Raw genomic sequence first — 24,152 nt, 5'->3', positions numbered from 1 at the left:
AAAACATGTCTGCAACACAGGCCGGCCGGCGTGCGGCGGGTTTTGTGCCGATCAAAAAAATCTCGCCACGCACATTGGAACGGACGTTCGACCAGGGTTTTCCCGCAAAGACCGACATTCGGCCCGCATCGCAGGTGCCGTTTCGGGTGCCGTTGCCGACGGTTTAGGCTAGAATGCACGGCCTCAAAGCACACCCCCTTCCCGAGGCTGTCCCGAAGATGTTGATCCTGCGCGGCGCTCCTGCCCTTTCTGCCTTTCGCCACAGCAAACTCCTTGAGCAACTGAGCCAGAAGGTTTCGGCTGTCAGTGGCCTGTATGCTGAATTCGCTCACTTCGCCGAAGTCACCGGCGGTTTGACCGGCGACGAACAGCAGGTGCTCGCGCGCCTTCTGAAGTATGGTCCCAGCGTTCCCGTCCAGGAGCCGGCCGGGCGCCTGTTCCTGGTACTGCCGCGCTTCGGCACCATTTCGCCGTGGTCGAGCAAGGCCAGCGACATCGCCCGCAACTGCGGCCTGGCGAAAATCCAGCGCCTGGAGCGCGGCATTGCCTTTTATGTCACCGGTGAGTTCAGCGAGGCCGAGGCCCAGCTGATCGCCGACAGCCTGCATGACCGCATGACCCAGGTCGTACTGGGCAACCTGGAGCAAGCTGCCGGCCTGTTCAGCCACGCCGAACCCAAGCCACTGACCGCCATCGACGTGCTGGGCGGCGGCCGTGCCGCACTGGAAAAAGCCAACGCCGAGCTGGGCCTGGCCCTGGCCGAAGACGAGATCGATTACCTGGTCAACGCCTTCCAGGGCTTGAAGCGCAACCCCCACGACATCGAACTGATGATGTTCGCCCAAGCCAACTCCGAGCACTGCCGCCACAAGATCTTCAACGCCAGTTGGGACATTGACGGCCAGAGCCAGGAAAAAAGCCTGTTCGGCATGATCAAGAACACTTACCAGATGCACAGCGAAGGCGTTCTGTCTGCCTATAAGGACAACGCCTCGGTGATTGTCGGCAGCGTCGCCGGCCGTTTCTTCCCGAATCCCGAGACCCGCCAGTACGGCGCGGTCCAGGAGCCGGTGCACATCCTGATGAAGGTCGAGACCCACAACCACCCGACCGCGATTGCGCCGTTCCCGGGCGCCTCCACCGGTTCCGGTGGCGAGATCCGCGACGAAGGTGCAACCGGTCGCGGCGCCAAGCCCAAGGCCGGCCTGACCGGTTTCACTGTGTCGAACCTGCAGATCCCGGGCTTCGAACAGCCGTGGGAAAAGCCCTACGGCAAGCCTGAGCGCATCGTCAACGCCCTCGACATCATGATCGAAGGCCCACTGGGTGGCGCTGCGTTCAACAACGAATTCGGCCGCCCGGCCCTGACCGGTTACTTCCGTACCTTCGAACAATCCATCACCACCCCCCGTGGCGAAGAAGTGCGCGGCTACCACAAGCCGATCATGCTCGCTGGCGGCATGGGCAACATTCGCGCCGAACACGTGCAAAAAGGCGAGATCGTGGTCGGTTCCAAGCTGATCGTCCTCGGCGGCCCGGCCATGCTGATCGGCCTGGGCGGCGGCGCGGCTTCCTCCATGGCCACCGGCACCAGCTCGGCGGACCTGGACTTTGCTTCGGTCCAGCGGGAAAACCCGGAAATGGAGCGCCGTTGCCAGGAAGTCATCGACCGTTGCTGGCAATTGGGTGACAAGAACCCGATCAGCTTCATCCACGACGTCGGCGCGGGCGGCCTGTCCAACGCCTTCCCGGAACTGGTCAACGACGGTGGCCGTGGTGGCCGCTTCGAGCTGCGCAACATTCCGAACGACGAGCCGGGCATGGCCCCGCACGAAATCTGGAGCAACGAATCCCAGGAGCGTTACGTCCTGGCGGTTGGTCCGGCCGACTTCGAGCGCTTCCAGGCCATCTGCGAGCGCGAGCGCTGCCCGTTCGCCGTGGTCGGCGAAGCCACTGCCGAGCCGCAACTGACCGTCACCGACAGCCACTTCGGCAACAGCCCGGTGGACATGCCGCTGGAAGTGCTGCTGGGCAAGGCCCCGCGCATGCACCGTTCGGCCGTTCGCGAAACCGAGCTGGGCGATGAGTTCGATCCGTCCACCCTCGACATCGCCGATTCCATCGAGCGCGTCCTGCACCACCCGGCCGTGGCGAGCAAGAGTTTCCTGATCACCATCGGCGACCGCACCATCACCGGCCTCGTGGCCCGTGACCAGATGGTCGGCCCATGGCAGGTGCCGGTGGCCGACGTTGCCGTGACCGCCACCAGTTTCGACGTCTACACCGGTGAAGCCATGGCCATGGGCGAACGCACGCCGCTGGCCCTGCTGGACGCCCCGGCGTCGGGCCGCATGGCAATCGGTGAGGCGCTGACCAACCTGGCGGCCTCGCGCATCGGCAAGATTTCCGACATCAAGCTGTCGGCCAACTGGATGTCCGCCGCCGGTCACCCGGGTGAAGACGCCCGCCTGTACGACACCGTCAAGGCTGTCGGCATGGAGCTGTGCCCGGAGCTGGGCATCACCATTCCGGTGGGCAAGGACTCCATGTCCATGGCCACGCGCTGGAACGAAGACGGCGTGGACAAGAGCGTGACCTCGCCGCTATCGCTGATCGTGACCGGTTTCGCCCCGGTTACCGACATCCGCAAGACCCTGACCCCGCAACTGCGCATGGACAAGGGCACCACCGACCTGATCCTGATCGACCTGGGCCGTGGCCAGAACCGCATGGGCGCCTCGATCCTGGCCCAGGTGCATGGCAAGCTCGGTTCGCAAGCGCCGGACGTCGATGATGCGGAAGACCTGAAGGCGTTCTTCGCCGTGATCCAGGGTCTCAACGCCGACGGTCACCTGCTGGCCTACCACGACCGTTCCGATGGCGGCCTGCTGACCACCGTGGTGGAAATGGCCTTCGCCGGTCACTGCGGCCTGAGCTTGACCCTGGACAGCGTGGCGGAATCCGCTGCCGAGATCCCGGCCATCCTGTTCAACGAAGAACTGGGTGCGGTGATTCAGGTTCGCCAGGACGCCACCCCGGACATCCTCGCCCAGTTCAGCGCGGCCGGCCTGGACGATTGCGTCTCGGTGATCGGCCAGCCGATCAACAATGCTCACGTCAACATCACCTTCAATGGCGATACCGTCTTCGAAGGCCAGCGTCGCCTGTTGCAGCGCCAGTGGGCTGAAACCAGCTACCAGATCCAGCGTCTGCGGGACAACGCCGAGTGCGCCGATCAGGAATTCGACGTCCTGCTGGAAGAAGACAACCCGGGCCTGAGCGCCAAACTCAGCTACGACGTCAACCAGGACGTGGCCGCGCCTTACATCAAGAAAGGCATTCGCCCACAAGTGGCGGTACTGCGTGAGCAGGGCGTCAACGGCCAGGTGGAAATGGCGGCGGCGTTCGACCGTGCCGGCTTCAACGCAATCGACGTGCACATGAGCGACATCCTCGCGGGCCGTGTCGACCTGAACGACTTCAAGGGCATGGTCGCCTGTGGCGGCTTCTCCTACGGCGACGTGCTGGGTGCCGGTGAAGGCTGGGCCAAGTCGGCACTGTTCAACAGCCGTGCCCGCGATGCGTTCCAGGGCTTCTTCGAGCGCACCGACAGCTTCACCCTCGGCGTGTGCAACGGTTGCCAGATGATGTCCAACCTGCACGAGCTGATCCCGGGCAGCGAGTTCTGGCCGCACTTCGTGCGTAATCGTTCCGAGCAGTTCGAGGCCCGCGTGGCGATGGTCCAGGTGCAGGAATCGAACTCGATCTTCCTGCAGGGCATGGCCGGTTCGCGCATGCCGATCGCCATCGCCCACGGTGAAGGTCATGCGGAATTCGAAAGCGAAGAAGCGCTGCTCGAAGCCGACCTGTCCGGTTGCGTGTCGCTGCGGTTCGTCGACAACCACGGCAAGGTCACCGAAACCTATCCGGCCAACCCGAACGGCTCGCCGCGCGGGATCACCGGCCTGACCAGCCGTGACGGCCGTGTGACGATCATGATGCCGCACCCTGAGCGGGTATTCCGCGCGGTGCAGAACTCGTGGCGTTCGGACGACTGGAACGAAGACGCGCCCTGGATGCGCATGTTCCGCAACGCTCGCGTCTGGGTGAACTAAAGGCGTGTACAAGCTCTGCTTCTTCGTCCCGGCCAGTCATGTGGACGCGGTCAAGAATGCCGTATTCGCTGCCGGTGGCGGACGAATCGGTGACTATGACCACTGCGCCTGGCAAGTGCTGGGCCTGGGCCAGTTCCGCCCCTTGGACGGCAGCCAGCCGTTCATCGGTGAAGCGGGGCAGGTTGAGCAGGTCGAGGAGTGGAAGGTGGAGCTTGTGGTGGCCGACGGGTTGATCCGTCCAGTGGTGGAGGCTTTGAAACAGAGCCATCCCTACGAGACGCCAGCGTATGAAGTGTGGCGGTTGGAGGATTTCTGATCCTTCCCGTTGAAATGAAGAATCCGCTGATTGATTCAGCGGGTTTTTTATTGGGCTCGCAGTTTGTGGCAGTCAGTGCCGGCCCCATCGCGAGCAGGCTCGCTCCCACAGGGTAGGAGGCAGGTCACGACTTCTATGAGCACCGCAAATCCCTTGTGGGAGCGAGCCTGCTCGCGATGGGGCCCGATCAGACAATGACGTCCTGACCTGCAGCCACGCCCGGCCCATCTATTGATGCCGATGCTCCAGACGACAAACCTCTTTCTCGATACCGATGCATTCGACCGGCTCGCCCACATCTTTCTCGAACCGGCGCGCATTCATCAACAGCCCGCCCTTGATACCACCGATGAACGCGTAGGCGCCTTCACGGTTGCCGGTATAGCGCCCGGACAGATCCACCGCCACGCTGTTGGGCCTGACCTCATACACCCAGCCGCCGTTTTCCGCTTCGGTGACGGCCCAGATCTTGGCGTCGCTATAGTCGCGGAACGCCATGACGAGCGATCGCGTAAAAGGGGACTCCGGGTGGGTCGCCAGGCGCAGGTCCGGTGGCAAGGAGTTCCAGCTCCGTAATCCCTGGGCCAGCGCATCCGAACCCTGCACCGGGTTGATCTTCGCAGAACCCACCGCCCACAGGGATTGCTTGTTCGTTACCCAGGCCAACCCTTCAACCGGCGTGAGCTTGTTCCAATCGATGGGGGTCGCGGCAATCTCCTGCATCGTCTCGTGGCCGGTGGGTTCATGGTAGTTCGGGTTAGCGACGCAATCGCCCGGGTCGGTTTTCTTGCAGGCCTGCTTGATAAAGGTTCCCTTGACCCCGCCGGGGTAGCTGATCTCTTCCTCTGCGGGAATGGGCCCGCCTGATCGAGCCTGATCGATTCCATGGGGCGCCTTGAATTCGAATACCCATTCATTGGCGAAACTCTGGGCAATGCGCTGGCTGCGGGTCGTACTGCTATAGACCGACCGCGGAGCGCCAGCTCCATGACCGAACCAGTCATACATCCATGTGTCTACGGGGAAGGTGACGGATTTAGGCAACAGCCCTTGCTGAAAGGCCTCCAGCCCCTGGTTGGTGGTGTCGCCCCGATAGAGCGTGTCCATATCGGTTCGCCAGCGCAGTGAGGGGGTAGTGGCGCGGATGTCCACGCTCGAGTCTGCCGTAACCTGAAGCCAGGGCTGGTACCACGGCTGTTCTTTCTGTTCCGCCGAAACCTGGCTTGCTCCCCATGAAGGGGCCGGCTGCCAAGCGCCCGCCAATATCACTGTCGCGACAGTCGCCGCCCGTATAAAAGTAGTTTTTCTGCTCATGATTCGATGCCTTAGCTGGAGCGAGGAGCCAGTCGAATCACATACGTCATGACTGCCTATTCTTCGACGTGACAGGTTTAACTAACCGATTGCGGGAGGAGGACGCCGCCGGGGCGCACCTCGGTTCACCGCGTGAATTCTGAGGATAGATAACGGTGGGACCGAGAACTGAGTTTTAGGATCCAATCTTGTAACAAGCTGCTCCAGTGAGGGAGGTTAGGGGGATGCGCACAGGTTTTTCGGTTGTCCAGGCTGCTAAAACGAAAAGACCTTGAAAAGGATGGGTGTAAGGCCGAAACCATAAGTAGCCGTTGCCGAAGAACGGATACACACCAATCCTGACATCCCACTCCACGATCCGGCGCAGGGTCTGTCAGACGCACCGAAGTTTCCGACAAGCTTTTAAGGTTGTCCCTCGGAAGCGGTGGCTCTAGCTTCCAGAACTCACGGTTCCCCCGGACATGAGAGCCCCTTTTCTCCCGGACGTATGCAATCACTCACCAGCCATTGGCAAAGAGCGAGCGGCAGCTTCGCGTCCCGAGGAGCAACATCAGCATCTGAGGTCAATATGGAATTGCCGGACATGGTCACCCCCCGTCTTAACACGAAAACCGCACTGGGACAGGCTTTGGTTTCAATGTTCAAGTCCGGCAACAAAGAGCCTCCAATCTCTGCTTTAACCCATATTTTGCAAGACTACTTGGAGAGCACCGATGACGAAGCCCGCTAACTGCCACGTCCTCTCATCCGCTTTGGACACATTGGTCAAAAGCCCGTTGAGTCACGCAAATGACGCTGCGCTCGAAAGTGCAGCCAAAGCGGTCTGGTATTCCCATTCAGACTTGATGAGTGCAGCCCGGGCCTTTCTGAGCCAACATTCTGATGAGATCGAAGTTCGTCGCGCAGGCTACCTGCTCGAACGGTTCACCCGTTTTTCGTGTGTAACGGACAGCCGGGTGTCGGAAGTCTTCAAGGCGCTTGAATTGTTCTGGCGGTTGGTCCCTAAGCAGGAAGTGACTTCCCAGGCTGCTGTTTCACTTCGCAAACGCCGTGATGAACTCGCCTTCTCCTGGGGGTTGAGTGAAGGGCTTGGTTTGAAGGTTCAGACCCTCATGCCCTTTCAGACCCGACACTACGAGGCTGAACAGCGCGCGGGCCTTGTTTGAACCCTGATGTCCAATAAAAAACTGGCTGAGGCCTAATGCCAGTCAGTTACACAGCGGCCAGCGCACAGACCTGTGGCGAGGGGATTTATCGAAACGTCGCACCGCCCCGCTGGGCTGCACAGCAGCCCCAGAACAGTCAACCCAATCTGCCTGATGCACCGAGATATCAAGATTTAGGGCCGCTTCGCAGCCCAGCGGGGATAAATCCCCTCGCCACAAGTGTTATGTACAGCTCTTATTTCTCTTAACTGACTGGCATTAGGCTGAGGCCGGTTTTTTATTGTGCGAAACATCAACGATGCATCGCATGGTCTGTCAGACGCACCGAAGTTTCCGACAAGCTTTTAAGGTTGTCCCTCGGAAGCGGTGGCTCTAGCCTGTGGGTGTCGCTGCCAATTCAGCGATCGGGTTTGACCGTCCGAAAAATCACAGGGCACAGGCCCGGACGATTTGTCCTGGGCTCCATTAATTCAAGGAGTTTCCCCTTTGAAAAATGACAAACCCGCATCCAATTTCCCCTACGGCGACTACGCCCCCGAAAAGCTGCAAGAAGCCGCTGATCGTGCGCTGGACCATTACCTCAAACCCGAGCACACCCCGTCAGAACCTAAGCCCTCTCTACAGTTGTTCACCGTGACCGATGCTGTCGACACCGAAGTCCTGCTAGCCAACCTCAGCGAAACCCTGGCCTCGGCCAATGCCATGCTCAGCGACCTGGCCTTCGACCTCGACGGCTCGCGGCGGCATGTGGCGCTGGGGGTGGCGCAGATGATTGAGTTGGGTGCGCTGTTGGCGGACAAGGCGCTGGATCGGGTGGAGCTTCGGGCTTGATGGTGTAAGTGCTGGCGCCATCGCGAGCAGGCTCGCTCCCACAGGGGGGCACAGATATGTGGACCCCCCTGTGGCGAGGGGATTTATCCCCGCTGGGGCGCGAAGCGGCCCTAAAGCCAGACTACCCGGTGCATCAGGCAGATTGAGTTGATTGTTTTGGGGCCGCTGCGCAGCCCAGCGGGGCGGTGCGACGTTTCGCTGAATCCCCTCGCCACAGGACCGCAGTGGTCGCTACGGCCGAATCTCGATCAGCGTGCCGTCCGGCACCAGGTTCCAGACTTCACGCATGTCCACATTGCGCATGGCAATGCAGCCATCGGTCCAGTCCAGGGTGTGGAACAGCTGTTCAGGGTTTTCCTCGGAATCCGGCGTGCCGTGGATCATGATCATGCCCCCCGGCTCCACGCCTTCACGTCGGGCGCGGGCGGCGTCGCTGATGTTGGGGTAGGAAATGTGCATCGACAGGTTGAAACGGTCGCTGACCTTGCGCCAGTCGATCCAGTAGAAACCCTCAGGGGTGCGCTTGTCGCCCTCGATCAGCTTGGGGCCTTTCTTGGCGCCCTTGCCCAGGGAGATACGGTAGGTCTTGAGTGGTTTGCCGTCGTTGATCAATTGCAATTGATGGGCGGACTTGAGCACCAGCACTTTTTCGATGGGCTTGCCGTCGTAGACTCCCACCGCGGAAGCCTGGGACACAGCAGCGAACGACAAGCAGAACAGCACAAGCAACCAGCGCATTGAAACGGTATCCCTAGAGGTGTCGTGACGATAAGGTTTTTTCAGGTGTTGGCAGGCTGAGCCAGCGGTGGGATCGATTCGGATCGCACCGGGTACTGCTCGGTTCGGCGGTCAGCATAGAAGTATTCCAGGGTCCGACCCACTGTGCGAAAAGCCAGTTCGTCCCAGGGAATGTCCGCTTCTTCGAACAGTTGCACTTCCAGGCTTTCGGGCCCGGCGGCGAAATCTTCATCCACCAGCTCGGCGCGGAAGAATACATGGACCTGGCTGATGTGCGGTACGTCGATCAACGTATAGATGCGTAAATTTCGCACCCGGGCGCAGGCTTCCTCGGCGGTTTCGCGCTCGGCGGCCTGGGCGACGGTTTCACCGTTTTCCATGAAACCCGCCGGCAGCGTCCAGTAGCCGCGTCGCGGTTCGATGGCGCGGCGGCACAGCAGGACTTTGCTGCCCCAGGTCGGTACGCACCCGGCCACGATGTTAGGGTTCTGGTAATGGATGGTGTGGCAGGTGTCGCAGACAAAGCGCAGGCGTGAGTCGCCTTCGGGTATGCGCTGGGTCACCGGGTTACCGCACTGGCTGCAGAATTTCATGCTTGGGTTCCTGAATACTGCGCCTATCTTGGCGTGCGCGGCCAGGGTCGGCAAGTTGTCGTTTCGCGACACGACGCGGTGCGGGGGTTGGGCCGCTTGAACGATTGGTGCATGATGCAAGGTAGTGAATGAATCGAGAAGTCTCATGCTGGACGAGCTACTGCATCGAGTGAGCACCCATACCCCGCGTGATCTGCAGGCCGACCGACGTTTCCCTGAAGCCGCGGTGCTGGTGCCGATCACCCGCAGTGACGAACCGGAACTGGTGCTGACCTTGCGTGCCAGCGGGCTTTCGACCCATGGCGGCGAAGTGGCCTTCCCCGGTGGACGACGCGACCCGGAGGACCCGGACCTGATCTTCACCGCCCTGCGCGAAGCCGAGGAAGAAATCGGCCTGTCCCCCGGCCTGGTGGAAGTGATCGGCCCCCTCAGCCCGTTGATTTCGTTGCATGGCATCAAGGTCACGCCTTATGTCGGAGTGATTCCGGATTTCGTCGAGTACCAGGCCAACGATGCCGAGATCGCCGCGGTGTTCAACGTACCGCTGGAGTTTTTCCGCAGGGATCCCCGCGAACACACCCATCGCATCGACTATCAGGGCTGCAGTTGGTACGTGCCCAGCTACCGTTTTGGCGAGTACAAGATCTGGGGCCTGACGGCGATCATGATCGTCGAGCTGGTGAACCTGCTGTTCGACGCCGGCATCGACCTGCACAAACCACCCAGAAGCTTCATCAATACTTGAGCCCGAGGATTTTCATGAAATACCGCCTGGGCGATGCCCGTGTCGACACCCACCCACAGAGCTGGGTCGCGCCGAATGCCACGCTGGTGGGCAAGGTCCGCCTCGAAGAGGGCGCCAGTGTCTGGTTCAACGCCGTGTTGCGCGGCGATAACGAGTTGATCCTGATCGGCAAGGACAGCAACGTGCAGGACGGCACGGTGATGCACACCGACATGGGCTTTCCGCTGACCATCGGCACCGGCGTGACCATTGGTCATAACGCCATGCTCCACGGCTGCACGGTAGGGGACTACAGCCTTATCGGCATCAATGCGGTGATTCTCAACGGCGCGAAGATCGGCAAGAACTGCATCATCGGCGCCAACGCACTGATTGGCGAAAACAAGGAAATCCCCGACGGTTCGCTGGTGATGGGCTCACCCGGCAAGGTCGTGCGGGAATTGACCGAGGCCCAGAAGAAGATGCTCGAGGCCAGTGCGGCGCATTATGTCCACAACGCGCAGCGCTACGCCCGCGACCTGGCCGAGCAGGAATCATGAGCACCGCCGAACGCCCGGTGCCTTCGCCCTGCGTGAATATTTGCTCGCTGGACGATGACGATGTCTGCACCGGCTGCCAGCGCACCGTTTCCGAGATTACCCGTTGGCGCAGCATGGACAACGATGAGCGACGCAGTGTGTTGGCGTTGTGTCATGAGCGGGCGAAGGCCGGTGGGTTGGTGTGGATGCTGTCGGGCAAGCCTTAAGTACAAATCCTCTGTGGCGAGGGGATTTATCCCCGCTGGGCTGCACAGCAGCCCCATCACTGTGAATTCAAACTGCCTGACTCACCGAGTCGCCTGATCTTGGGGCTGCTATGCAGCCCAGCGGGGATAAATCCCCTCGCCACAGGGGCAGTAGCAGTCTTCTAATGCCGTCGCCCCGCCCACCGATCCAACCCCACCACCCCCAGCGCAATCCCGATAAACCCCAGCAATATCCCCCCGGCATTGATGAACACCTGTGGATAACCCAGGCTCGCCACGTCAATGAAAGGGTAAGGGTACGCCCCGAGGAAACTCCCGCGCAGCAGGATATGGGCGAAATACACCACGGGGTAAATCACCCACAGCCCGATGTGCCACAGGCGCAGGGTGCCTTTGGGCACGCACCACCACCAATAGGCGATGAACAGCAGCGGCATCACGTCGTGCAATAACTCGTCGGCCACGAACTGCCAGCCTTCGGGTTGCCAGAGATGGCGCAGCAGCAGGTTATAGGCCAGGCCGACCAGGGCGATGCTCACGGCGATACCGCTGCTGACCGCGGGCCGCAGGAACCAGCGCCGGACGGCCGATTGGCGCCGGGTCACTTCGCAGGTCAACACCACGGCCACCAGGGTGTTGGTCAGCACCGTGAAGAAACTGAAGACATTCACCAGGCCGCCCAGCAGGCTCGCGCCCAGTTCCCAACGCCCCAGCAGAATCAGATATAGCTGGATGCCCAGCCCCACCCAACCCAGCAGCGCCGCCACCGACACGAAGCGCTGTCGAATGTTCATGCTTCAGACCGGCCGCTTGGTACGCATCAGCTTGATGTACAACCGCTCGACTTTCTCCCGCGCCCACGGCGTCTTGCGCAGGAAGGTCAGGCTCGACTTGATGCTCGGGTCGCTCTTGAAGCAACGAATATCGATGCGCTCGGCCAGGCCCGACCATTCGTAGTGTTGCACCAGGGCGTTGAGGATCTGCTCCAGCGTCACGCCGTGCAGGGGGTTGTTGTGCTGTTCGGTCATGGAGGTATGTGCGTGAAGGGAATAGGCGCGCACCTTAGCCGAGGTGCCCATGGGTTGGAAGTCTAGTGGCAACACTGTTACCGGATTGGAAAAGATTCATGTCGGTAAAAGCGCTTTCTCTATCGGTAGCGGAACATTATTCTTGCGCCGTTTGCTGAAACGTTTCTTCTGACATATCAGAATTTTGAAAGATAGCGCTGTCTTGCGCTGAAGCCTTATGTGGGAGCGAGCCTGCTCGCGAAGGCGGCTTCACATTCAACATGCATGTTGGCTGACCCACCGCTATCGCGAGCAGGCTCGCTCCCACAAGGGTCTGCCACTACTGATCAGCTTTTTACTGAACCATGCCCGCACAGGATCGTCATCTACAGTGACTGCTTGCGCGGGACTCCTTAAATATCACGGAGAATCACACTATGAGCACTGAAGGTGCTTTGAATCGAGGCCGTCTGCTACCGAGCCTGCTCGGCATTCTGCTTCTGTTGATGGGCTTGGCCCTGTTGGCCGGCGGGGTCAAGCTGAGCACGCTTGGCGGTTCGTGGTATTACCTGCTGGCCGGTATCGGCCTGGCATTGACCGGCGTGCTACTGATCATGGCCCGTCGCGCGGCCCTGGGCCTGTACGCGCTGGTGCTGTTCGCCAGTACGGTTTGGGCGTTGTGGGAAGTGGGCCTGGACTGGTGGCAACTGGTGCCACGCTTGGCGATGCTGTTCGCCTTGGGCATCGTTATGTTGTTGCCCTGGTTCCGCCGTCCGCTGTTGACCGCCGACGCGTCACCGATGGGTACCCGCGCACTGGGCGCCGCCGTGGTCATCGCCGGTGTCGTCGCGCTCGCCAGCCAGTTCACCAACCCCGGTGAAATCAAGGGCCAACTGGACCGCGACAGCGTATCCGGCATGACCAACCCCGCACCGGCAATGCCTGATGGCGACTGGAACTCCTACGGCCGTAGCGCCCATGGCGACCGTTATTCGCCGCTGGCGCAGATCACCCCGCAGAACGTCAGCAAACTGGTGCCGGCCTGGACCTATCGCACCGGCGACCTGCCGGGACCGAACGACCCGGGTGAGACCACCGCCGAGAACACCCCGCTGAAGGTCAACGGCATGCTCTACGTGTGCACGCCCCACAGCCAGGTGATTGCCCTGGAGCCGGAAACCGGCAAGGAAATCTGGCGTTTCGATCCGAAGCTTTCCACGCAGAAGGCGGAAAACTTCAAGGGTTGGGCGCACATGACCTGCCGTGGCGTGACCTATCACGATGACGCCGTGTACGCCTCTGCCGAGCAAAGCCCTACCGGCGCCGCCAGCACCACGCCGGCCAGCACCGTGTGCCCACGTCGGATCTTCCTGCCGACCGCCGACACCCGCCTGATCGCCCTCGATGCCGACACCGGCAAGATGTGTGAAGACTTCGGTGACAAAGGCCAGGTCGACCTGAGCGCCAACATCGGTGGCTTCACGGCCGGTGGTTACTACTCCACGTCGCCTCCGGCCGTCACCCAGAACCTGGTGGTGATCGGCGGCCACGTCACCGACAACGTTTCCACCGACGAGCCCAGCGGCGTGATCCGTGCCTATGACGTGCACACCGGCCAGCTGGTGTGGAACTGGGACAGCGGCAAGCCGGACGACACCACGCCGATTGCCGAAGGCCAGACCTACACCCGCAACTCGCCGAACATGTGGTCCATGTTCAGCGTCGATGAAAAACTCGGCATGCTCTACCTGCCGATGGGCAACCAGACCCCTGACCAGTTCGGCGGGATGCGTACCCCGGAGTCGGAAAAATACTCCGCTGGCCTGACTGCGCTGGACATCGCCACCGGCAAGGTGCGCTGGTACTTCCAGTTTACCCACCACGACCTGTGGGACATGGACGTCGGCGGTCAACCGACCCTGATGGACATGAAGACCACCGATGGCGTGAAACCGGCCGTACTGGCCTCGACCAAGCAGGGCAGCATCTACGTGCTGGATCGCAGCAACGGCCAGCCGATTATCCCGATCAAGGAGATCCCGGTGCCGCAAGGCGCGGTGGAAGGCGACCATACCTCGCCGACCCAGCCGATGTCCGACCTGAACTTCGTGCCGCCGGTCCTCAAGGAACGCGACATGTGGGGCGTGACCCCGTTCGACCAGATGCTCTGCCGGATCGACTTCAAGTCGCTGCGTTATGACGGCATGTACACGCCGCCATCGTTGCAGGGTTCGATCGTTTATCCGGGTAACTTTGGCGTGTTCGACTGGGGCGGTATCTCGGTTGACCCGGTGCGCCAGATCGCCTTCGTCAACCCGAGCTACATGGCGTTCAAGTCCAAGCTGGTACCGGCGGCCGAAGTGGCCGGTGGCCCGGGCCGCAAGAGCGAAACCGAAGGCGTACAGCCGAACAAGGGCGCGCCGTATGGCGTGATCCTCGAAGCGCTGCTCTCGCCAATGGGCCTGCCTTGCCAGGCGCCTGCCTGGGGTTACGTGGCCGCGGTCGACCTGACCAACAACAAGACCCTGTGGAAACACAAGAACGGCACCGTGCGCGACAGCTCGCCGGTTCCGATCCCACTGAGCATGGGCGTACCGAGCCTGGGCGGCACGTTCACCACCGCCGGTGGCGTGGCGTTCCTGAGTGGCACCCTCGACCAGTACCTGCGTGCCTATGACGTGAAAAACGGCAAGCAACTGTGGGAAGGCCGCCTGCCCGCTGGCGCCCAGACCACGCCGATGACCTACACCGGCAAGGACGGCAAGCAATACGTGCTGGTCGTTGCGGGTGGTCATGGTTCACTGGGGACGAAGCAGGGTGACTATGTGATTGCGTACAAGCTGCCGGAATAAGCCAGGCCGGCGCTCATGAGCTTGTTGATCGTTCCCACGCTCAGCGTGGGAATGCAGCCCGGGACGCTCCGCGTCCCAAAGAGCCGAACGCGGAGCGTCCGCAGAGGCGTTCCCACGCGGAGCGTGGGAACGATCAACAGGGCGTTAGTGTGCAGCCTTACAACTCGATCTTCACCGCCTGCGAAGCCCGGGTCGCCTTGGCGCGGGCGGCTTCGATGGACTCGTCGCGGGCCAGGGCCACGCCCAGGCGGCGTTGGCCGTTGACTTCCGGTTTGCCGAACAGGCGCAGGGCGGTGTCCGGTTCGCTCAGGGCGACGCCGAGGTTGGCGAAAGCGGTCTGGGTCGACTGGCCTTCGACCAGGATCACCGCCGACGCCGACGGACCGAACTGGCGGATCAGCGGGATCGGCAGGCCGAGAATGGCGCGGGCATGCAAGGCGAACTGCGACAGGTCCTGGGAAATCAGCGTCACCAAGCCAGTGTCGTGGGGGCGTGGCGAGACTTCGCTGAACCACACCTGATCGCCCTTGATGAACAACTCGACGCCGAACATCCCGCGACCACCCAGGGCCTCGGTCACTGCCTTGGCGACGCGCTCGGATTCAGCCAGGGCCGCCGGGCTCATGGCCTGGGGCTGCCAGGATTCCTGATAGTCGCCTTTCTCCTGACGGTGACCGACCGGTGCACAGAAGGTCGTGCCGCCGACATGGCGCACGGTGAGCAGGGTGATTTCGTAGTCGAAGTCGATAAAGCCTTCGATGATCACCCGACCCTTGCCGGCCCGGCCGCCCTCCTGGGCGTAGTCCCAGGCTTTCTGCACGTCATCGCTGCTGCGCAACAGGCTCTGGCCTTTGCCCGACGAACTCATCACCGGCTTGACCACGCACGGGAAGCCCAGGGTCTCCACGGCTTTACGATAGTCTTCCACGGTGTCGGCGAAGAAGTACGGCGAAGTCGGCAGGCCCAACTCTTCGGCGGCCAGGCGCCGGATGCCTTCACGGTTCATGGTCAGTTGCGCGGCGCGGGCGGTGGGGATCACGGTGAAGCCTTCGGCTTCCAGTTCCACCAGGGTGGCGGTGGCGATGGCTTCGATTTCCGGCACGATGAAGTGCGGCTTCTCGGCCTCGATCACTGCACGTAGGGCGGCGCCGTCGAGCATGTTGATCACATGGCTGCGATGGGCCACTTGCATGGCCGGTGCGTTGGCGTAGCGGTCCACGGCGATCACTTCGACGCCCAGGCGCTGCAATTCGATTACCACTTCCTTGCCCAGCTCACCGCTGCCACACAACAAAACGCGGGTCGCGGTGGGCGACAAGGGAGTTCCGATACGGGTCATCTGAAGGTCCTCAAACAGGAGCGGATCATCGAGGGTTGCGCGCCGGGCGAGCTTCCCATAGGGAGAAAGCGCGGCATTTTACATGAACCACGGGGTTTGGCTTCAGCCGGCGACGGCCTGTTTGCGTAAACGCCAGGCCATGATCAGCCAGACGACGGTGACCCCGGCGAATTTCGAAGCCAGGGCGGTGATCACCACCGGAGGGGTCAGGGCGTCGATCAGGCCGAAGAAAATGAAGGTGTCGAGTGGAATGCTCAATGCCGAACTGATCCACAACCGATCGTGCAACGGACGCTTGGTGATGGTGAACACCAGCCAGTCGATGCATTCGGACACCGCGAACGCCGTGGCGCTGGCCAGGGCGATGGTCGGGTCCGAGGTGACGTAGGACAGCACCAGCGCTGCGAGCATCGCGACGATGGCGCCATGGCCGAAGCGGGTCTGCACCATGTCCCGCAGGATAAACACCAGGCCACCCCAGGCCGACCAGATGATGTCCAGGTGCGGCGCGGCGGAGAAGGCGTAATTGATCAGCACGACGCTGCTGATGTAGGCGATCAGGAAAAGCATGGGTGAGGGCACCTGTGAACTATCGGACGATTCCTGTGGCAAGGGAGCTTGCTCCCGCTGGACGCGCCTTGTAGGAGCTGTCGAGCGAAGCGAGGCTGCGATCTTTTGATCTTTTGATCTTTCGCTTGAGACTCAAGCGTCAGTGGAAAGATCGCAGCCTCGCTTCGCTCGACAGCTCCTACAGAGCCCAGCGAGAGCAGGCTCCCTCGCCACAGGATTTGTGTTGAATCTGTGGGGCTTTTTATTCTTCCTCGCTACCGTCCGCCTTCCAATAACCCGCAGCCTTCACAAAATCCTGATCCAAGCCTTTCTCCTCCAGCAACACCTTGCGAATCTGCCGCGATACCTTGCTTTCGGTGGCGACCCAGGCGTACAGCTTGCCGCCCGGCACTTCCAGTTGGCGCACGGTGGTCAGCAGGTTGTCCGGGCGACCTTCGCGCAGCACCCAGATCACATGCACCTGCGCCGGGCTTTGCAAGACTTGCTGCTCGGCGCCGTTTTCCACCTCCACCACCACCAGCGCACGCCGGTTGGACGCCAGGCCTTCGAGGCGGCGGGCGATGGCGGGGAGAGCGGTTTCGTCGCCGATCAACAGGTAGCTGTCGAAGATGTCCGGCACGATCATCGAGCCCCGCGGCCCACCGATGTTGAGGTATTGCCCGGGCGCAGCCTGGGCCGCCCAAGTCGCGGCGGGGCCGTCGCCGTGGAGCACGAAATCGAGGTCCAGCTCCAGGGTGTCCAGGTCATAGCGGCGCGGGGTGTAGTCGCGCATTTCCGGCAGCGCGCCCTGGGCCTTGCCGGCACCGGGATCGAAGGTTTCCAGGGCGACCCGTTCCTCGGCGGTCTGCGGGAAAAACAGTTTTACATGATCATCCGTGCCCAGGCTGACGAACCCGGCCAGCTCCGGCCCGCCGACGGTGATGCGGCGCATGCGCGGGGTCAGGTCCACCACCCGCAGGACTTGCAGGCGCCGACGCTTGATCTCGTGGCTGACACGGTGAATGGTGTTTGGATCGATTTCAGTCATCGCTTGACTCCGAAACAGGTGGCCGGTCAGGGCCGTCGATGATGGCTTTGGCGGTGCCGTTGAGCAGGTCGCGTATCCGCAGGATTTCTTCCGGGCTCCAGCGATCCTGGTGCCTCTGCAGGGCACGACGCAGGTTACCCACCGCTTCATGGATTTCCACCGGTCGATCCTGCTCGCGCAGGATGCGTTTGCTGGCTTCAATGCGTATCCGCACGCCGTCCAGCGCCTCGGCCTGGTCTTGAAGGCATCGACGTCCGACGTCGGTCGCGCTGTAGCATTTTTTCCCACCCTCGGCGTCTCCGCTGACCATCTTACTCATTTCCAGGTGGGTCAGGGTGGGGTAGATCACGCCGGGACTCGGGGTGTAGGCACCGTCGAACATGGCCTCGATCTGGCGAATCAACTCATAACCGTGACAAGGTTTTTCGGCGATCAAGGCCAACAGCAGCAATTTCAGCTCGCCGGCGGCGAACACCCGTGGGCTGCGCCCGCCGCGCTCACGGCCCGGCGGGCGTCGTTCGAAGCCATCGTGATGACCCTGTTCGCGAATGGAAGAAGAATAAGGAACTGGCATCTATCTGCTCTCTGTTCTGCATCAATAGAACCGAGATATATCTTTGACTTCAGATATATCTTCGACTATAGATATATCTTTGTTAAAAGATATATCGTAGTTACGTTTTGCATGAGGTGAAACAAGACCTTACCTGAATCCCTTATGTATGCGGGACGAAACCGGATGGGTGTCTGGGTGTTTTAACGGCAACTAGCAGAAATGTCGGAAGTCTCTTACATTCAAAGTTACGCTTTATCAAAAAACGCGTATTTTTCGTTGTTTTGTATGCGCGATTTACTACATGACTCTGCGAACTTTCCTGCTTATTTTTAATTAAAGAGCGACGATCATGCACCGGCGTTGAGGGAGCACGCCAAGCTGTATTGGCGGGCAACTTCGACCCTTCTCTCTTTATTGCTATGAACAGGTGTTAACAATGCTCATGAAAATCGTAACCGCCGCCTCCCTGACCGCCGCGGCCCTGAGTTCTTCGCTGGCCTTCGCCGCCGATGATGCACGCTCGGCGATCCACATCACCGCGAATATCCCGACCATGCAGTTTCATGTGCAGCCCCGTGACGCGAACTGGGGTAAGGATGAAACCATGACCTACAACACGGTCAACGGCACCCTGACTTCGCTGCGTCAGACCTACGACGTGAAGAACACCGAGGGTTCGGTCAATGCCTACATCGAAGGCGGTCCGGCTTCGCTGTACAACGGCCGCGATGCTATCGCCCTGACCACCTCCTTCAACGGCGTTACCCTGAGCGCCCTGTCCCAGGAAGTGGTCGACGACGCAACCTCCACCCCGGGCACCCAGGCCGAGATGACCATCGTTCCGGCCAAGCCGCTCGCCACCCAGAATGGCCTGTACACCGCCGACATGACCGTCATCTTCGACGCCGTGCCGCGCCCGTAAGGCTGTTCATTGCCCGGTGAGCCTCACCTCGCCAGCAGCAGGCCGACCGGTTCTCCCCAGCCGGTCGGCCTGAACCTGAAACACCCCGAAAGCTCGCTGATTATGAGAGTCCGTTGATGTTACCGATGACACCCATCGCGGGTGCGCTCGCGCTGTTGTTGTGCGCGAGCGCATTGGCCGCGCCGACTGCCCCCGGTACCACGCCGAGTAGCCTGCTGGCCCAGGCCAAGGGCCTGCCGGCGGAGTTTGAAGCGCACTTTTTCGATGTGCCTCTGGCCGTTCGTATTGAGCTCAATCAACAGTACCTCGGTGAAGCCATGGTGGTCTTGACGCGGGATGATCGCATTACCCTGCTTGAGTTCACCGACACCCACGACAGCACGATCAAGGCCGCCGAGCGGGACCAATGGGAGCAAACACTCAAACAAGGACAACTGCTAGGTGCCTGTGAAAAGAACTGCACCGCCGGTTTGCTTGCGGTGCACTACAGTCTTGAAAACTCACTCGTGTCGATCCTCACCCGGGATATCGAGCGCAGCACCGAAGCCCAGCGTTATCACGATCAGCCCCAGGGCGGCAGCCTCGGCCTGATCTTCAACAACCAACTCAACCTCAACGGTGGCCAGGAACAGGACACCGGGGGGCGCTATGGCCTCAACGCCAGTTCCAGCGTCGGCAACTGGAGCCAGTCTTTGGACCTCCAGCTCTCACGCCTGGGCGGGCCGGACGACAAGATCTACCACGCCGTCCATGAACTCTTTACTCAACGTGAGTTGGAAGGCAACTTTTTCCGCCTGGGTTATTTCACCCCCAGCTCCGATGGCTTGAACCGTCAGATCCGTTCGTTCGGTGCCAACCCGGACACCGCATTGGGCGTGATGTACGGCAGCTCCGACAGCCTGGTGATCGAAAATCCGAAACCCAGCGTCTACCCCATTTACGTCACCGCGAGCCGTCAGGCTTCGGTGGAGATTTATCGCAGCGGCCTGCTGATCAACACCCAGGCCGTCAGCGCAGGCTTGCAGAGCCTGGACACCCGTCCGCTGCCCGGCGGCATTTATGAAGTGGAAGTGCGGCTGATCGAGGACGGGCAAACCACCGCCACCAGCCAGGAACTGGTCTACAAACCGAACAATTGGAGCAGCACCGAGGAGCGCTGGCGCTACAACCTGTTCGCCGGCCGGGAAACCAGGCTCTGGAGCAACTGGGAAGAGCAACCCTCGGGGTTCACGACGGCGGGGCTCGGCGTCAACTACCTGCTGCACCCCCGGGTGATTCTCGGCGGCTCGACGCGCCAGGTGCAGGACAAGCTGCAAGTGGGCACGTCGATAGACTGGACGCTGGCCTCCCACACCAGCCTGTACGCCAACGTCTACCAGACCGAGCAGTACGGCAACGGCATGGACGTGCAAGGCCTGTACAGCTACGGCCAAGGCAGCCTCGTCGCCAGCCACAACCGCAGTTGGCTGGATACCCGCAACACTTACGAGACCCTGCCGGACGGCACCCGCATCCGGCAACGCAACGTCTTCGTCGGCCAGACCAGCAACTCGTCGCTGTCGGTCAATCATCGCCTGAGCAACAAGTCTTCGGTCAACGGACGGCTGGCCTACAGCGAAGGCAACGTCGAGGGTGCCGGCCTGGACCTGGGCTGGACCCAGCGTGGCAAGCTGCGCGGAAGCGATGCCAACTGGCGGCTGTCGCTGTTCGACCGCCCCGGCACCTCGAGCACCAACGACCGACGCAATCGCGGCGTGGACCTGAGCGTCAGCGTGGCCTTGGGTGGACCGGGCGAATACTGGTCCGGCAGCATCGGCACCCGCACCTCCCGCGAGGGGACGCGGGACAACAACGCGTCGCTGACCTATCGCCGTGACCTCCAGGACCACGTGTTGCAAAGCGTCTCTGGCACGGCACTGGCCGACACCTATGGCGTGGGCCTGTCCGGTATCGCCAGTTTCAGCACCGAATCGCTCTACGGCGACGGCTTCCTCCAGCGCTCGTCCTATAACGACAACCTCACCGGCGGCCTGAACCTGAGCAGCACGGTGGCGGTCGGCGGCCAGAAAGCCGTTTTCACCGGTGTGCCCCAGGGGCGTGGCGCGGGGATGATCGTCGACGTGGAAACCGACCTGGACAACATCATCCTGCGTGCCGATGACCTGACGGGCGGCAGCACCTTGTTGCACCCGGGCCGTAACTTTGTGCCGATCACCGCCTACCGAAACAGCATGGTGACCTTCGACTTCGAGGGCGTGCATCCACCGGCGGCGAGCATCGAGCCGGCACGCACCCGTTATCACCTGAACAAGGGCGGTGTCGACTACCGCAAGGTCAGCGTGATGAAAACCGTGACCGTGCTCGGACGCCTGCTGGACGAGCAGGGGCAGCCGCTCAAGGGCCATCACGTGATCAACCACGCCAGCCGCGGGGTCAGTGAGGCGGACGGATTCTTCTCCATGGAAATGAACGCCGCCTCGCCGACCCTGGAGGTGCGCTACGGCAACGAGTTGTTCTGTCGATTCCGCCTCGACCCGCAAAGCGCCAGCGTCGAAGGCGATGTGCTGATGATCGGCGACCTGCGCTGCACGCCGGACAGTCTGGCGGACAGTTCGCCAGCCGAGGCTGACCCGCTGAACCAGCGCTCATGAAGCTTTCGTGCGTGGGGGCAAGGTTGCTCCCACCGGTGAATGTCTTACCACTTAATTAGCAGGGAATGGCTTTGATGTATGAGGTTGTATAGATGAAACGTTTACCGGTGGCAGTGCGCTGCCTGGTTTCGGTGATGATGCTTGCTTGCGCGCCGGTGGCGAATGCCATGAGCCGGGACATTACTGCGATATTCAGGCCCGATGCCTCGAAGCCAAACCTGAATCAATTCACCAATACCACCCCGGTCACTGGTTACTGCACATTTTATCCGGCGGATTGCACAGCCTCCAAAATATTCAGCATTCAGTTGCCTATCCGCTTCGATTCGACCGCTCCTATCCAGGCGAATCATACCGACTACCGGCAAGGGGCGACGTTCAAGGTGCCCGCTGATTGGCGTACCGCACAAGTGACTCATGCAGGTACGGGTGAAACCGAAACTATTGAAGTGCGCTTTTCAGGAATCGGCTCCAGATACCGACTTCCAATGAATGTGCTTGATCTGATAGGCAACCCGGACATTGATCTTACGCTGGCACATAACCGGTTATGGGGTGGGTATGGGAATAGCTGGGTGAACCCTCCCTCACCTTGTGGATATACCGGTCATGGGGGGTTGAACGCGACTACTTACCGGTTTTTCTGGAAAACCCGGGTCGAAGCTGCGTGCTCCAAAAAGGCCAGTTTTTTGATCCCCAGCTTTACCTACGACTATCTGGACTTTGCCTACGAGTTGCGCACCCCAAACCCTCTGAAAATGTCGAGCGGTCTATACACGGGGTCGTTGACTTACAGCGTCGGGCCGGGTCAGGACCTCGACATGGGCGATGTCATGATCCCCTCCGACCCGATCATTACGTTTGATTTCAGGTTGACTGTCGAACACACCCTCAAGGTCGAAGTACCTCCCGGCGGCAACCGCGTCGAACTGGTGCCCCAGGAAGGCTGGCAAGCCTGGCTGAATAGCGGCCGTAAACCAACGCGGCTGTTTCGCGACCAGCGCTTCCATATCTCCGCCTCTTCGCGTTTCAAGATGGCGCTCGAATGCGAGCGTATCAGCGGCAACACCTGCGCAATCTACGAAACCGACACCGGCCATGCCGTGCCGGTGGACGTCAGCGTGACCCTGCCCGATGGCTTGACGGACGGCGCCGGGCAACCGGTCAACCGCCGCCGGTTACTGCGCGACGGCAGTGGCACCGAGTTGTTCCAACCCGGCTTATATGTGGACCGCAGGCTCGGGATGCTGCATTTCGAGGTGGGCCGCAACAGTGTCGAAGCGATGCTCGACACGGGCGCCACGCGCTATACCGGCGATGTCACGGTGATCTGGGATTCGGAAGTTTAAAGGGCATGGATTGGCCAGCCTGAGCGAAGGACGGTGAGGGATATATGAAGCTTTTACCAGTAGCAGTGCGGAGCGTGGTTTCGGTGATGTTGTTGGTCGGTGCATCGGCGGCCAATGCTCTGAGCAAGGAGATCACCGCTGTCTTCAGGCCCGATCCTTCGAAGCCCAACGAGACGACCTTTCGCAACACCACCCCGGTCTCGGGGTTCTGCGCCAATAACCCCGCAGTATGTGAACGGGAGAATATTTCCAGCATTCAGGCGGTGATGAACGTCAACTCCAGCGGACCTATCCAGGCGGGTCATGGGAATCCCCGCCAAGGGGCGATGTTCGAGGTGCCTTCCAATTGGCGTCTGGCGCAGGTGACCCACACCGGTACGGGCGAAACAGAAATCGTGCAGGTCCGCATAGGCGGCATCGGTTCGTACTACCAACTGCCGGTCAGCGCGGTGGAGTTGGTGGGTGGCGGTGTGGATTTCAGAACCGCTCATGCCAGGTTATGGGGCGGCTCTCCCTGGATGTATGCCCCCTCGCCCTGTCGATCCAGCGGTTATGGCAGCTTGAATGACATCGCCTACTTCTTTTTCTGGATAACCCCGGTCGAAGGTACTTGCGCCAAAAGAGCCAGTTACCTGATCCCGAGCATCTTTTACAACTCCCTGACTCTTGGCTACGAACTGCGCACCCCCAACCCATTGAAGATGTCGTCTGGCCAATATATCGGGTCTCTGGTCTACAGCGTCGGGCCGGGTCAGGATTTCGACATGGGTGATCTCATGATCCCCACCGACTCGGTGATCACCCTCAATTTCAAACTCGACGTCGAGCACAATCTCAAAGTGGAGGTGCCCCCCGGCGGCAACCGGGTGGAACTGGTGCCCCAGGAAGGCTGGCAAGCCTGGCTGAACAGCGGACGCAAACCGACGCGGCTGTTTCGCGACCAGCGCTTCCATATCTCGACTTCTTCCCGTTTCAAGATGGGACTCGAATGCCAATACATCAGCGGCAATACCTGCGCGATCACCGAAACCGGCACCGGTCATGCCGTGCCGGTGGATGTCCGCGTGAGCCTGCCTGAAGGGTTGGCAGATGCAGGCGGCCAACCGGTTGACCGGCGCCCGTTGTTGCGCGATGGCAGTGGGACCGAGCTGTTTCAGCCAAGTATTTATGTCGATCGTCGGTCCGGGATGCTGCACTTCGAAGTGGCCCGGGGCAGCGTCGAGCAGATGCTGGACACCGGCGCCAGGGCTTACTCCGGCAGTGTCACGGTGATCTGGGATTCGGAAGTCTGAATCCGGCCAATTTTCTAGTGAGTT

21 protein-coding genes are annotated in these 24,152 nt (G+C 61.1%); 12 read left to right on the top strand and 9 right to left on the bottom strand.

The window, feature by feature from the left end:
- Positions 1-218: 218 nt before the first annotated feature.
- Both purL and LOY67_RS22315 read left to right on the top strand, forming a co-directional pair.
- A complete protein-coding gene (gene purL, locus LOY67_RS22320; protein ID WP_265064477.1) occupies positions 219-4,115 on the top strand; it encodes a phosphoribosylformylglycinamidine synthase in 3,897 nt (1,298 codons plus the stop codon).
- 4 nt (positions 4,116-4,119) lie between these two features.
- On the top strand, positions 4,120-4,431 hold the full coding sequence (locus tag LOY67_RS22315; protein ID WP_265064476.1) for a YqfO family protein: 312 nt from the start codon (positions 4,120-4,122) through the stop codon (positions 4,429-4,431).
- Positions 4,432-4,659: 228 nt separating this feature from the next.
- Here LOY67_RS22315 and LOY67_RS22310 read toward each other — a convergent pair whose 3' ends face one another.
- The gene (locus LOY67_RS22310) at positions 4,660-5,538 is read right to left on the bottom strand and encodes a hypothetical protein (RefSeq protein ID WP_265064475.1); all 879 of its coding nucleotides are present in this window, start codon (positions 5,536-5,538) and stop codon (positions 4,660-4,662) included.
- Positions 5,539-6,458: 920 nt separating this feature from the next.
- Between LOY67_RS22310 and LOY67_RS22305 the strand changes: the two genes are divergently transcribed.
- Positions 6,459-6,911, top strand: a complete 453-nt coding sequence (locus LOY67_RS22305; RefSeq protein ID WP_265064474.1) for a hypothetical protein — start codon at positions 6,459-6,461, stop codon at positions 6,909-6,911.
- Between the two features lie 486 nt (positions 6,912-7,397).
- On the top strand, positions 7,398-7,742 hold the full coding sequence (locus LOY67_RS22300) for a DUF6124 family protein (protein ID WP_265064473.1): 345 nt from the start codon (positions 7,398-7,400) through the stop codon (positions 7,740-7,742).
- A gap of 231 nt (positions 7,743-7,973) precedes the next feature.
- Here LOY67_RS22300 and LOY67_RS22295 read toward each other — a convergent pair whose 3' ends face one another.
- The gene (locus tag LOY67_RS22295; RefSeq protein ID WP_265064472.1) at positions 7,974-8,480 is read right to left on the bottom strand and encodes a L,D-transpeptidase family protein; all 507 of its coding nucleotides are present in this window, start codon (positions 8,478-8,480) and stop codon (positions 7,974-7,976) included.
- Positions 8,481-8,521: 41 nt separating this feature from the next.
- Positions 8,522-9,073, bottom strand: a complete 552-nt coding sequence (locus tag LOY67_RS22290) for an NUDIX hydrolase (RefSeq protein WP_265064471.1) — start codon at positions 9,071-9,073, stop codon at positions 8,522-8,524.
- 145 nt (positions 9,074-9,218) lie between these two features.
- Here LOY67_RS22290 and LOY67_RS22285 point away from each other — a divergent pair, with 145 nt between their 5' ends.
- The 3 genes from LOY67_RS22285 to LOY67_RS22275 are packed head-to-tail and all read left to right on the top strand — an operon-like array spanning position 9,219 to position 10,563.
- The gene (locus tag LOY67_RS22285; protein WP_265064470.1) at positions 9,219-9,818 is read left to right on the top strand and encodes a CoA pyrophosphatase; all 600 of its coding nucleotides are present in this window, start codon (positions 9,219-9,221) and stop codon (positions 9,816-9,818) included.
- A gap of 14 nt (positions 9,819-9,832) precedes the next feature.
- The gene (locus tag LOY67_RS22280) at positions 9,833-10,357 is read left to right on the top strand and encodes a gamma carbonic anhydrase family protein (RefSeq protein ID WP_265064469.1); all 525 of its coding nucleotides are present in this window, start codon (positions 9,833-9,835) and stop codon (positions 10,355-10,357) included.
- Positions 10,354-10,563 carry a DUF1289 domain-containing protein gene (locus LOY67_RS22275; protein WP_265064468.1) on the top strand — a complete coding sequence of 70 codons (210 nt, stop codon included), beginning with the start codon at positions 10,354-10,356 and terminating at the stop codon, positions 10,561-10,563. The genes LOY67_RS22280 and LOY67_RS22275 overlap by 4 nt, the downstream gene beginning before the upstream one ends.
- A 161-nt stretch (positions 10,564-10,724) precedes the next feature.
- Here the strand turns inward: LOY67_RS22275 and LOY67_RS22270 are convergent, their stop codons facing one another.
- Positions 10,725-11,357: a Pr6Pr family membrane protein gene (locus LOY67_RS22270; protein ID WP_265064467.1), complete on the bottom strand. Its 633-nt coding sequence runs from the start codon at positions 11,355-11,357 to the stop codon at positions 10,725-10,727.
- A 3-nt stretch (positions 11,358-11,360) separates the two neighbouring features.
- A complete protein-coding gene (locus LOY67_RS22265; protein WP_024780901.1) occupies positions 11,361-11,591 on the bottom strand; it encodes a VF530 family DNA-binding protein in 231 nt (76 codons plus the stop codon).
- 416 nt (positions 11,592-12,007) lie between these two features.
- Between LOY67_RS22265 and LOY67_RS22260 the strand changes: the two genes are divergently transcribed.
- Entirely contained in the window at positions 12,008-14,422 is a 2,415-nt protein-coding gene (locus LOY67_RS22260) for a glucose/quinate/shikimate family membrane-bound PQQ-dependent dehydrogenase (protein WP_265064466.1), read from the top strand.
- Positions 14,423-14,579: 157 nt separating this feature from the next.
- Here the strand turns inward: LOY67_RS22260 and purT are convergent, their stop codons facing one another.
- From purT to LOY67_RS22240, 4 genes are all read right to left on the bottom strand, one after another.
- Positions 14,580-15,761 carry a formate-dependent phosphoribosylglycinamide formyltransferase gene (purT, locus tag LOY67_RS22255; protein WP_265064465.1) on the bottom strand — a complete coding sequence of 394 codons (1,182 nt, stop codon included), beginning with the start codon at positions 15,759-15,761 and terminating at the stop codon, positions 14,580-14,582.
- 102 nt (positions 15,762-15,863) lie between these two features.
- On the bottom strand, positions 15,864-16,331 hold the full coding sequence (locus tag LOY67_RS22250) for a VUT family protein (protein ID WP_265064464.1): 468 nt from the start codon (positions 16,329-16,331) through the stop codon (positions 15,864-15,866).
- A 241-nt stretch (positions 16,332-16,572) separates the two neighbouring features.
- Positions 16,573-17,358, bottom strand: a complete 786-nt coding sequence (locus LOY67_RS22245) for a siderophore-interacting protein (RefSeq protein ID WP_265064463.1) — start codon at positions 17,356-17,358, stop codon at positions 16,573-16,575.
- Positions 17,351-17,932, bottom strand: coding sequence for a PadR family transcriptional regulator (locus LOY67_RS22240; protein WP_265064462.1), 582 nt, complete (start codon positions 17,930-17,932; stop codon positions 17,351-17,353). Before LOY67_RS22240 ends, LOY67_RS22245 begins: the two co-directional genes overlap by 8 nt.
- A 418-nt stretch (positions 17,933-18,350) precedes the next feature.
- On the opposite strand from LOY67_RS22240, the gene LOY67_RS22235 reads away from it, so the two are divergent.
- The 4 genes from LOY67_RS22235 (at position 18,351) to LOY67_RS22220 (ending at position 24,128) form a co-directional block, all read left to right on the top strand.
- Positions 18,351-18,836, top strand: coding sequence for a fimbrial protein (locus tag LOY67_RS22235; protein ID WP_265064461.1), 486 nt, complete (start codon positions 18,351-18,353; stop codon positions 18,834-18,836).
- A gap of 116 nt (positions 18,837-18,952) precedes the next feature.
- The gene (locus tag LOY67_RS22230) at positions 18,953-21,487 is read left to right on the top strand and encodes a CS1-pili formation C-terminal domain-containing protein (RefSeq protein WP_265064460.1); all 2,535 of its coding nucleotides are present in this window, start codon (positions 18,953-18,955) and stop codon (positions 21,485-21,487) included.
- 92 nt (positions 21,488-21,579) lie between these two features.
- Positions 21,580-22,836, top strand: coding sequence for a hypothetical protein (locus LOY67_RS22225; RefSeq protein WP_265064459.1), 1,257 nt, complete (start codon positions 21,580-21,582; stop codon positions 22,834-22,836).
- Between the two features lie 44 nt (positions 22,837-22,880).
- Positions 22,881-24,128, top strand: a complete 1,248-nt coding sequence (locus LOY67_RS22220) for a hypothetical protein (RefSeq protein ID WP_265064458.1) — start codon at positions 22,881-22,883, stop codon at positions 24,126-24,128.
- Positions 24,129-24,152: the final 24 nt, after the last annotated feature.

This window comes from Pseudomonas sp. B21-056, from assembly GCF_026016325.1.
Taxonomy (GTDB): Bacteria; Pseudomonadota; Gammaproteobacteria; order Pseudomonadales; family Pseudomonadaceae; genus Aquipseudomonas.
Note: the sequence above shows the minus strand (reverse complement) of the source record. Positions and strands in the feature narration are given on the sequence as shown.

Excerpts from the sequence above, each read along its gene's own strand:
- LOY67_RS22240 (WP_265064462.1), bottom strand. The coding sequence starts at position 17,932 with ATGCCAGTTCCTTATTCTTCTTCCATTCGCGAACAGGGTCATCACGAT.
- LOY67_RS22290 (WP_265064471.1), bottom strand. The coding sequence starts at position 9,073 with ATGAAATTCTGCAGCCAGTGCGGTAACCCGGTGACCCAGCGCATACCC.
- LOY67_RS22305 (WP_265064474.1), top strand. The coding sequence starts at position 6,459 with ATGACGAAGCCCGCTAACTGCCACGTCCTCTCATCCGCTTTGGACACA.
- LOY67_RS22265 (WP_024780901.1), bottom strand. The coding sequence starts at position 11,591 with ATGACCGAACAGCACAACAACCCCCTGCACGGCGTGACGCTGGAGCAG.
- purT (WP_265064465.1), bottom strand. The coding sequence starts at position 15,761 with ATGACCCGTATCGGAACTCCCTTGTCGCCCACCGCGACCCGCGTTTTG.
- LOY67_RS22280 (WP_265064469.1), top strand. The coding sequence starts at position 9,833 with ATGAAATACCGCCTGGGCGATGCCCGTGTCGACACCCACCCACAGAGC.
- LOY67_RS22245 (WP_265064463.1), bottom strand. The coding sequence starts at position 17,358 with ATGACTGAAATCGATCCAAACACCATTCACCGTGTCAGCCACGAGATC.
- LOY67_RS22250 (WP_265064464.1), bottom strand. The coding sequence starts at position 16,331 with ATGCTTTTCCTGATCGCCTACATCAGCAGCGTCGTGCTGATCAATTAC.
- LOY67_RS22220 (WP_265064458.1), top strand. The coding sequence starts at position 22,881 with ATGAAGCTTTTACCAGTAGCAGTGCGGAGCGTGGTTTCGGTGATGTTG.
- LOY67_RS22225 (WP_265064459.1), top strand. The coding sequence starts at position 21,580 with ATGAAACGTTTACCGGTGGCAGTGCGCTGCCTGGTTTCGGTGATGATG.
- LOY67_RS22275 (WP_265064468.1), top strand. The coding sequence starts at position 10,354 with ATGAGCACCGCCGAACGCCCGGTGCCTTCGCCCTGCGTGAATATTTGC.
- LOY67_RS22270 (WP_265064467.1), bottom strand. The coding sequence starts at position 11,357 with ATGAACATTCGACAGCGCTTCGTGTCGGTGGCGGCGCTGCTGGGTTGG.
- purL (WP_265064477.1), top strand. The coding sequence starts at position 219 with ATGTTGATCCTGCGCGGCGCTCCTGCCCTTTCTGCCTTTCGCCACAGC.
- LOY67_RS22295 (WP_265064472.1), bottom strand. The coding sequence starts at position 8,480 with ATGCGCTGGTTGCTTGTGCTGTTCTGCTTGTCGTTCGCTGCTGTGTCC.
- LOY67_RS22230 (WP_265064460.1), top strand. The coding sequence starts at position 18,953 with ATGTTACCGATGACACCCATCGCGGGTGCGCTCGCGCTGTTGTTGTGC.
- LOY67_RS22285 (WP_265064470.1), top strand. The coding sequence starts at position 9,219 with ATGCTGGACGAGCTACTGCATCGAGTGAGCACCCATACCCCGCGTGAT.
- LOY67_RS22235 (WP_265064461.1), top strand. The coding sequence starts at position 18,351 with ATGCTCATGAAAATCGTAACCGCCGCCTCCCTGACCGCCGCGGCCCTG.
- LOY67_RS22260 (WP_265064466.1), top strand. The coding sequence starts at position 12,008 with ATGAGCACTGAAGGTGCTTTGAATCGAGGCCGTCTGCTACCGAGCCTG.
- LOY67_RS22310 (WP_265064475.1), bottom strand. The coding sequence starts at position 5,538 with ATGGACACGCTCTATCGGGGCGACACCACCAACCAGGGGCTGGAGGCC.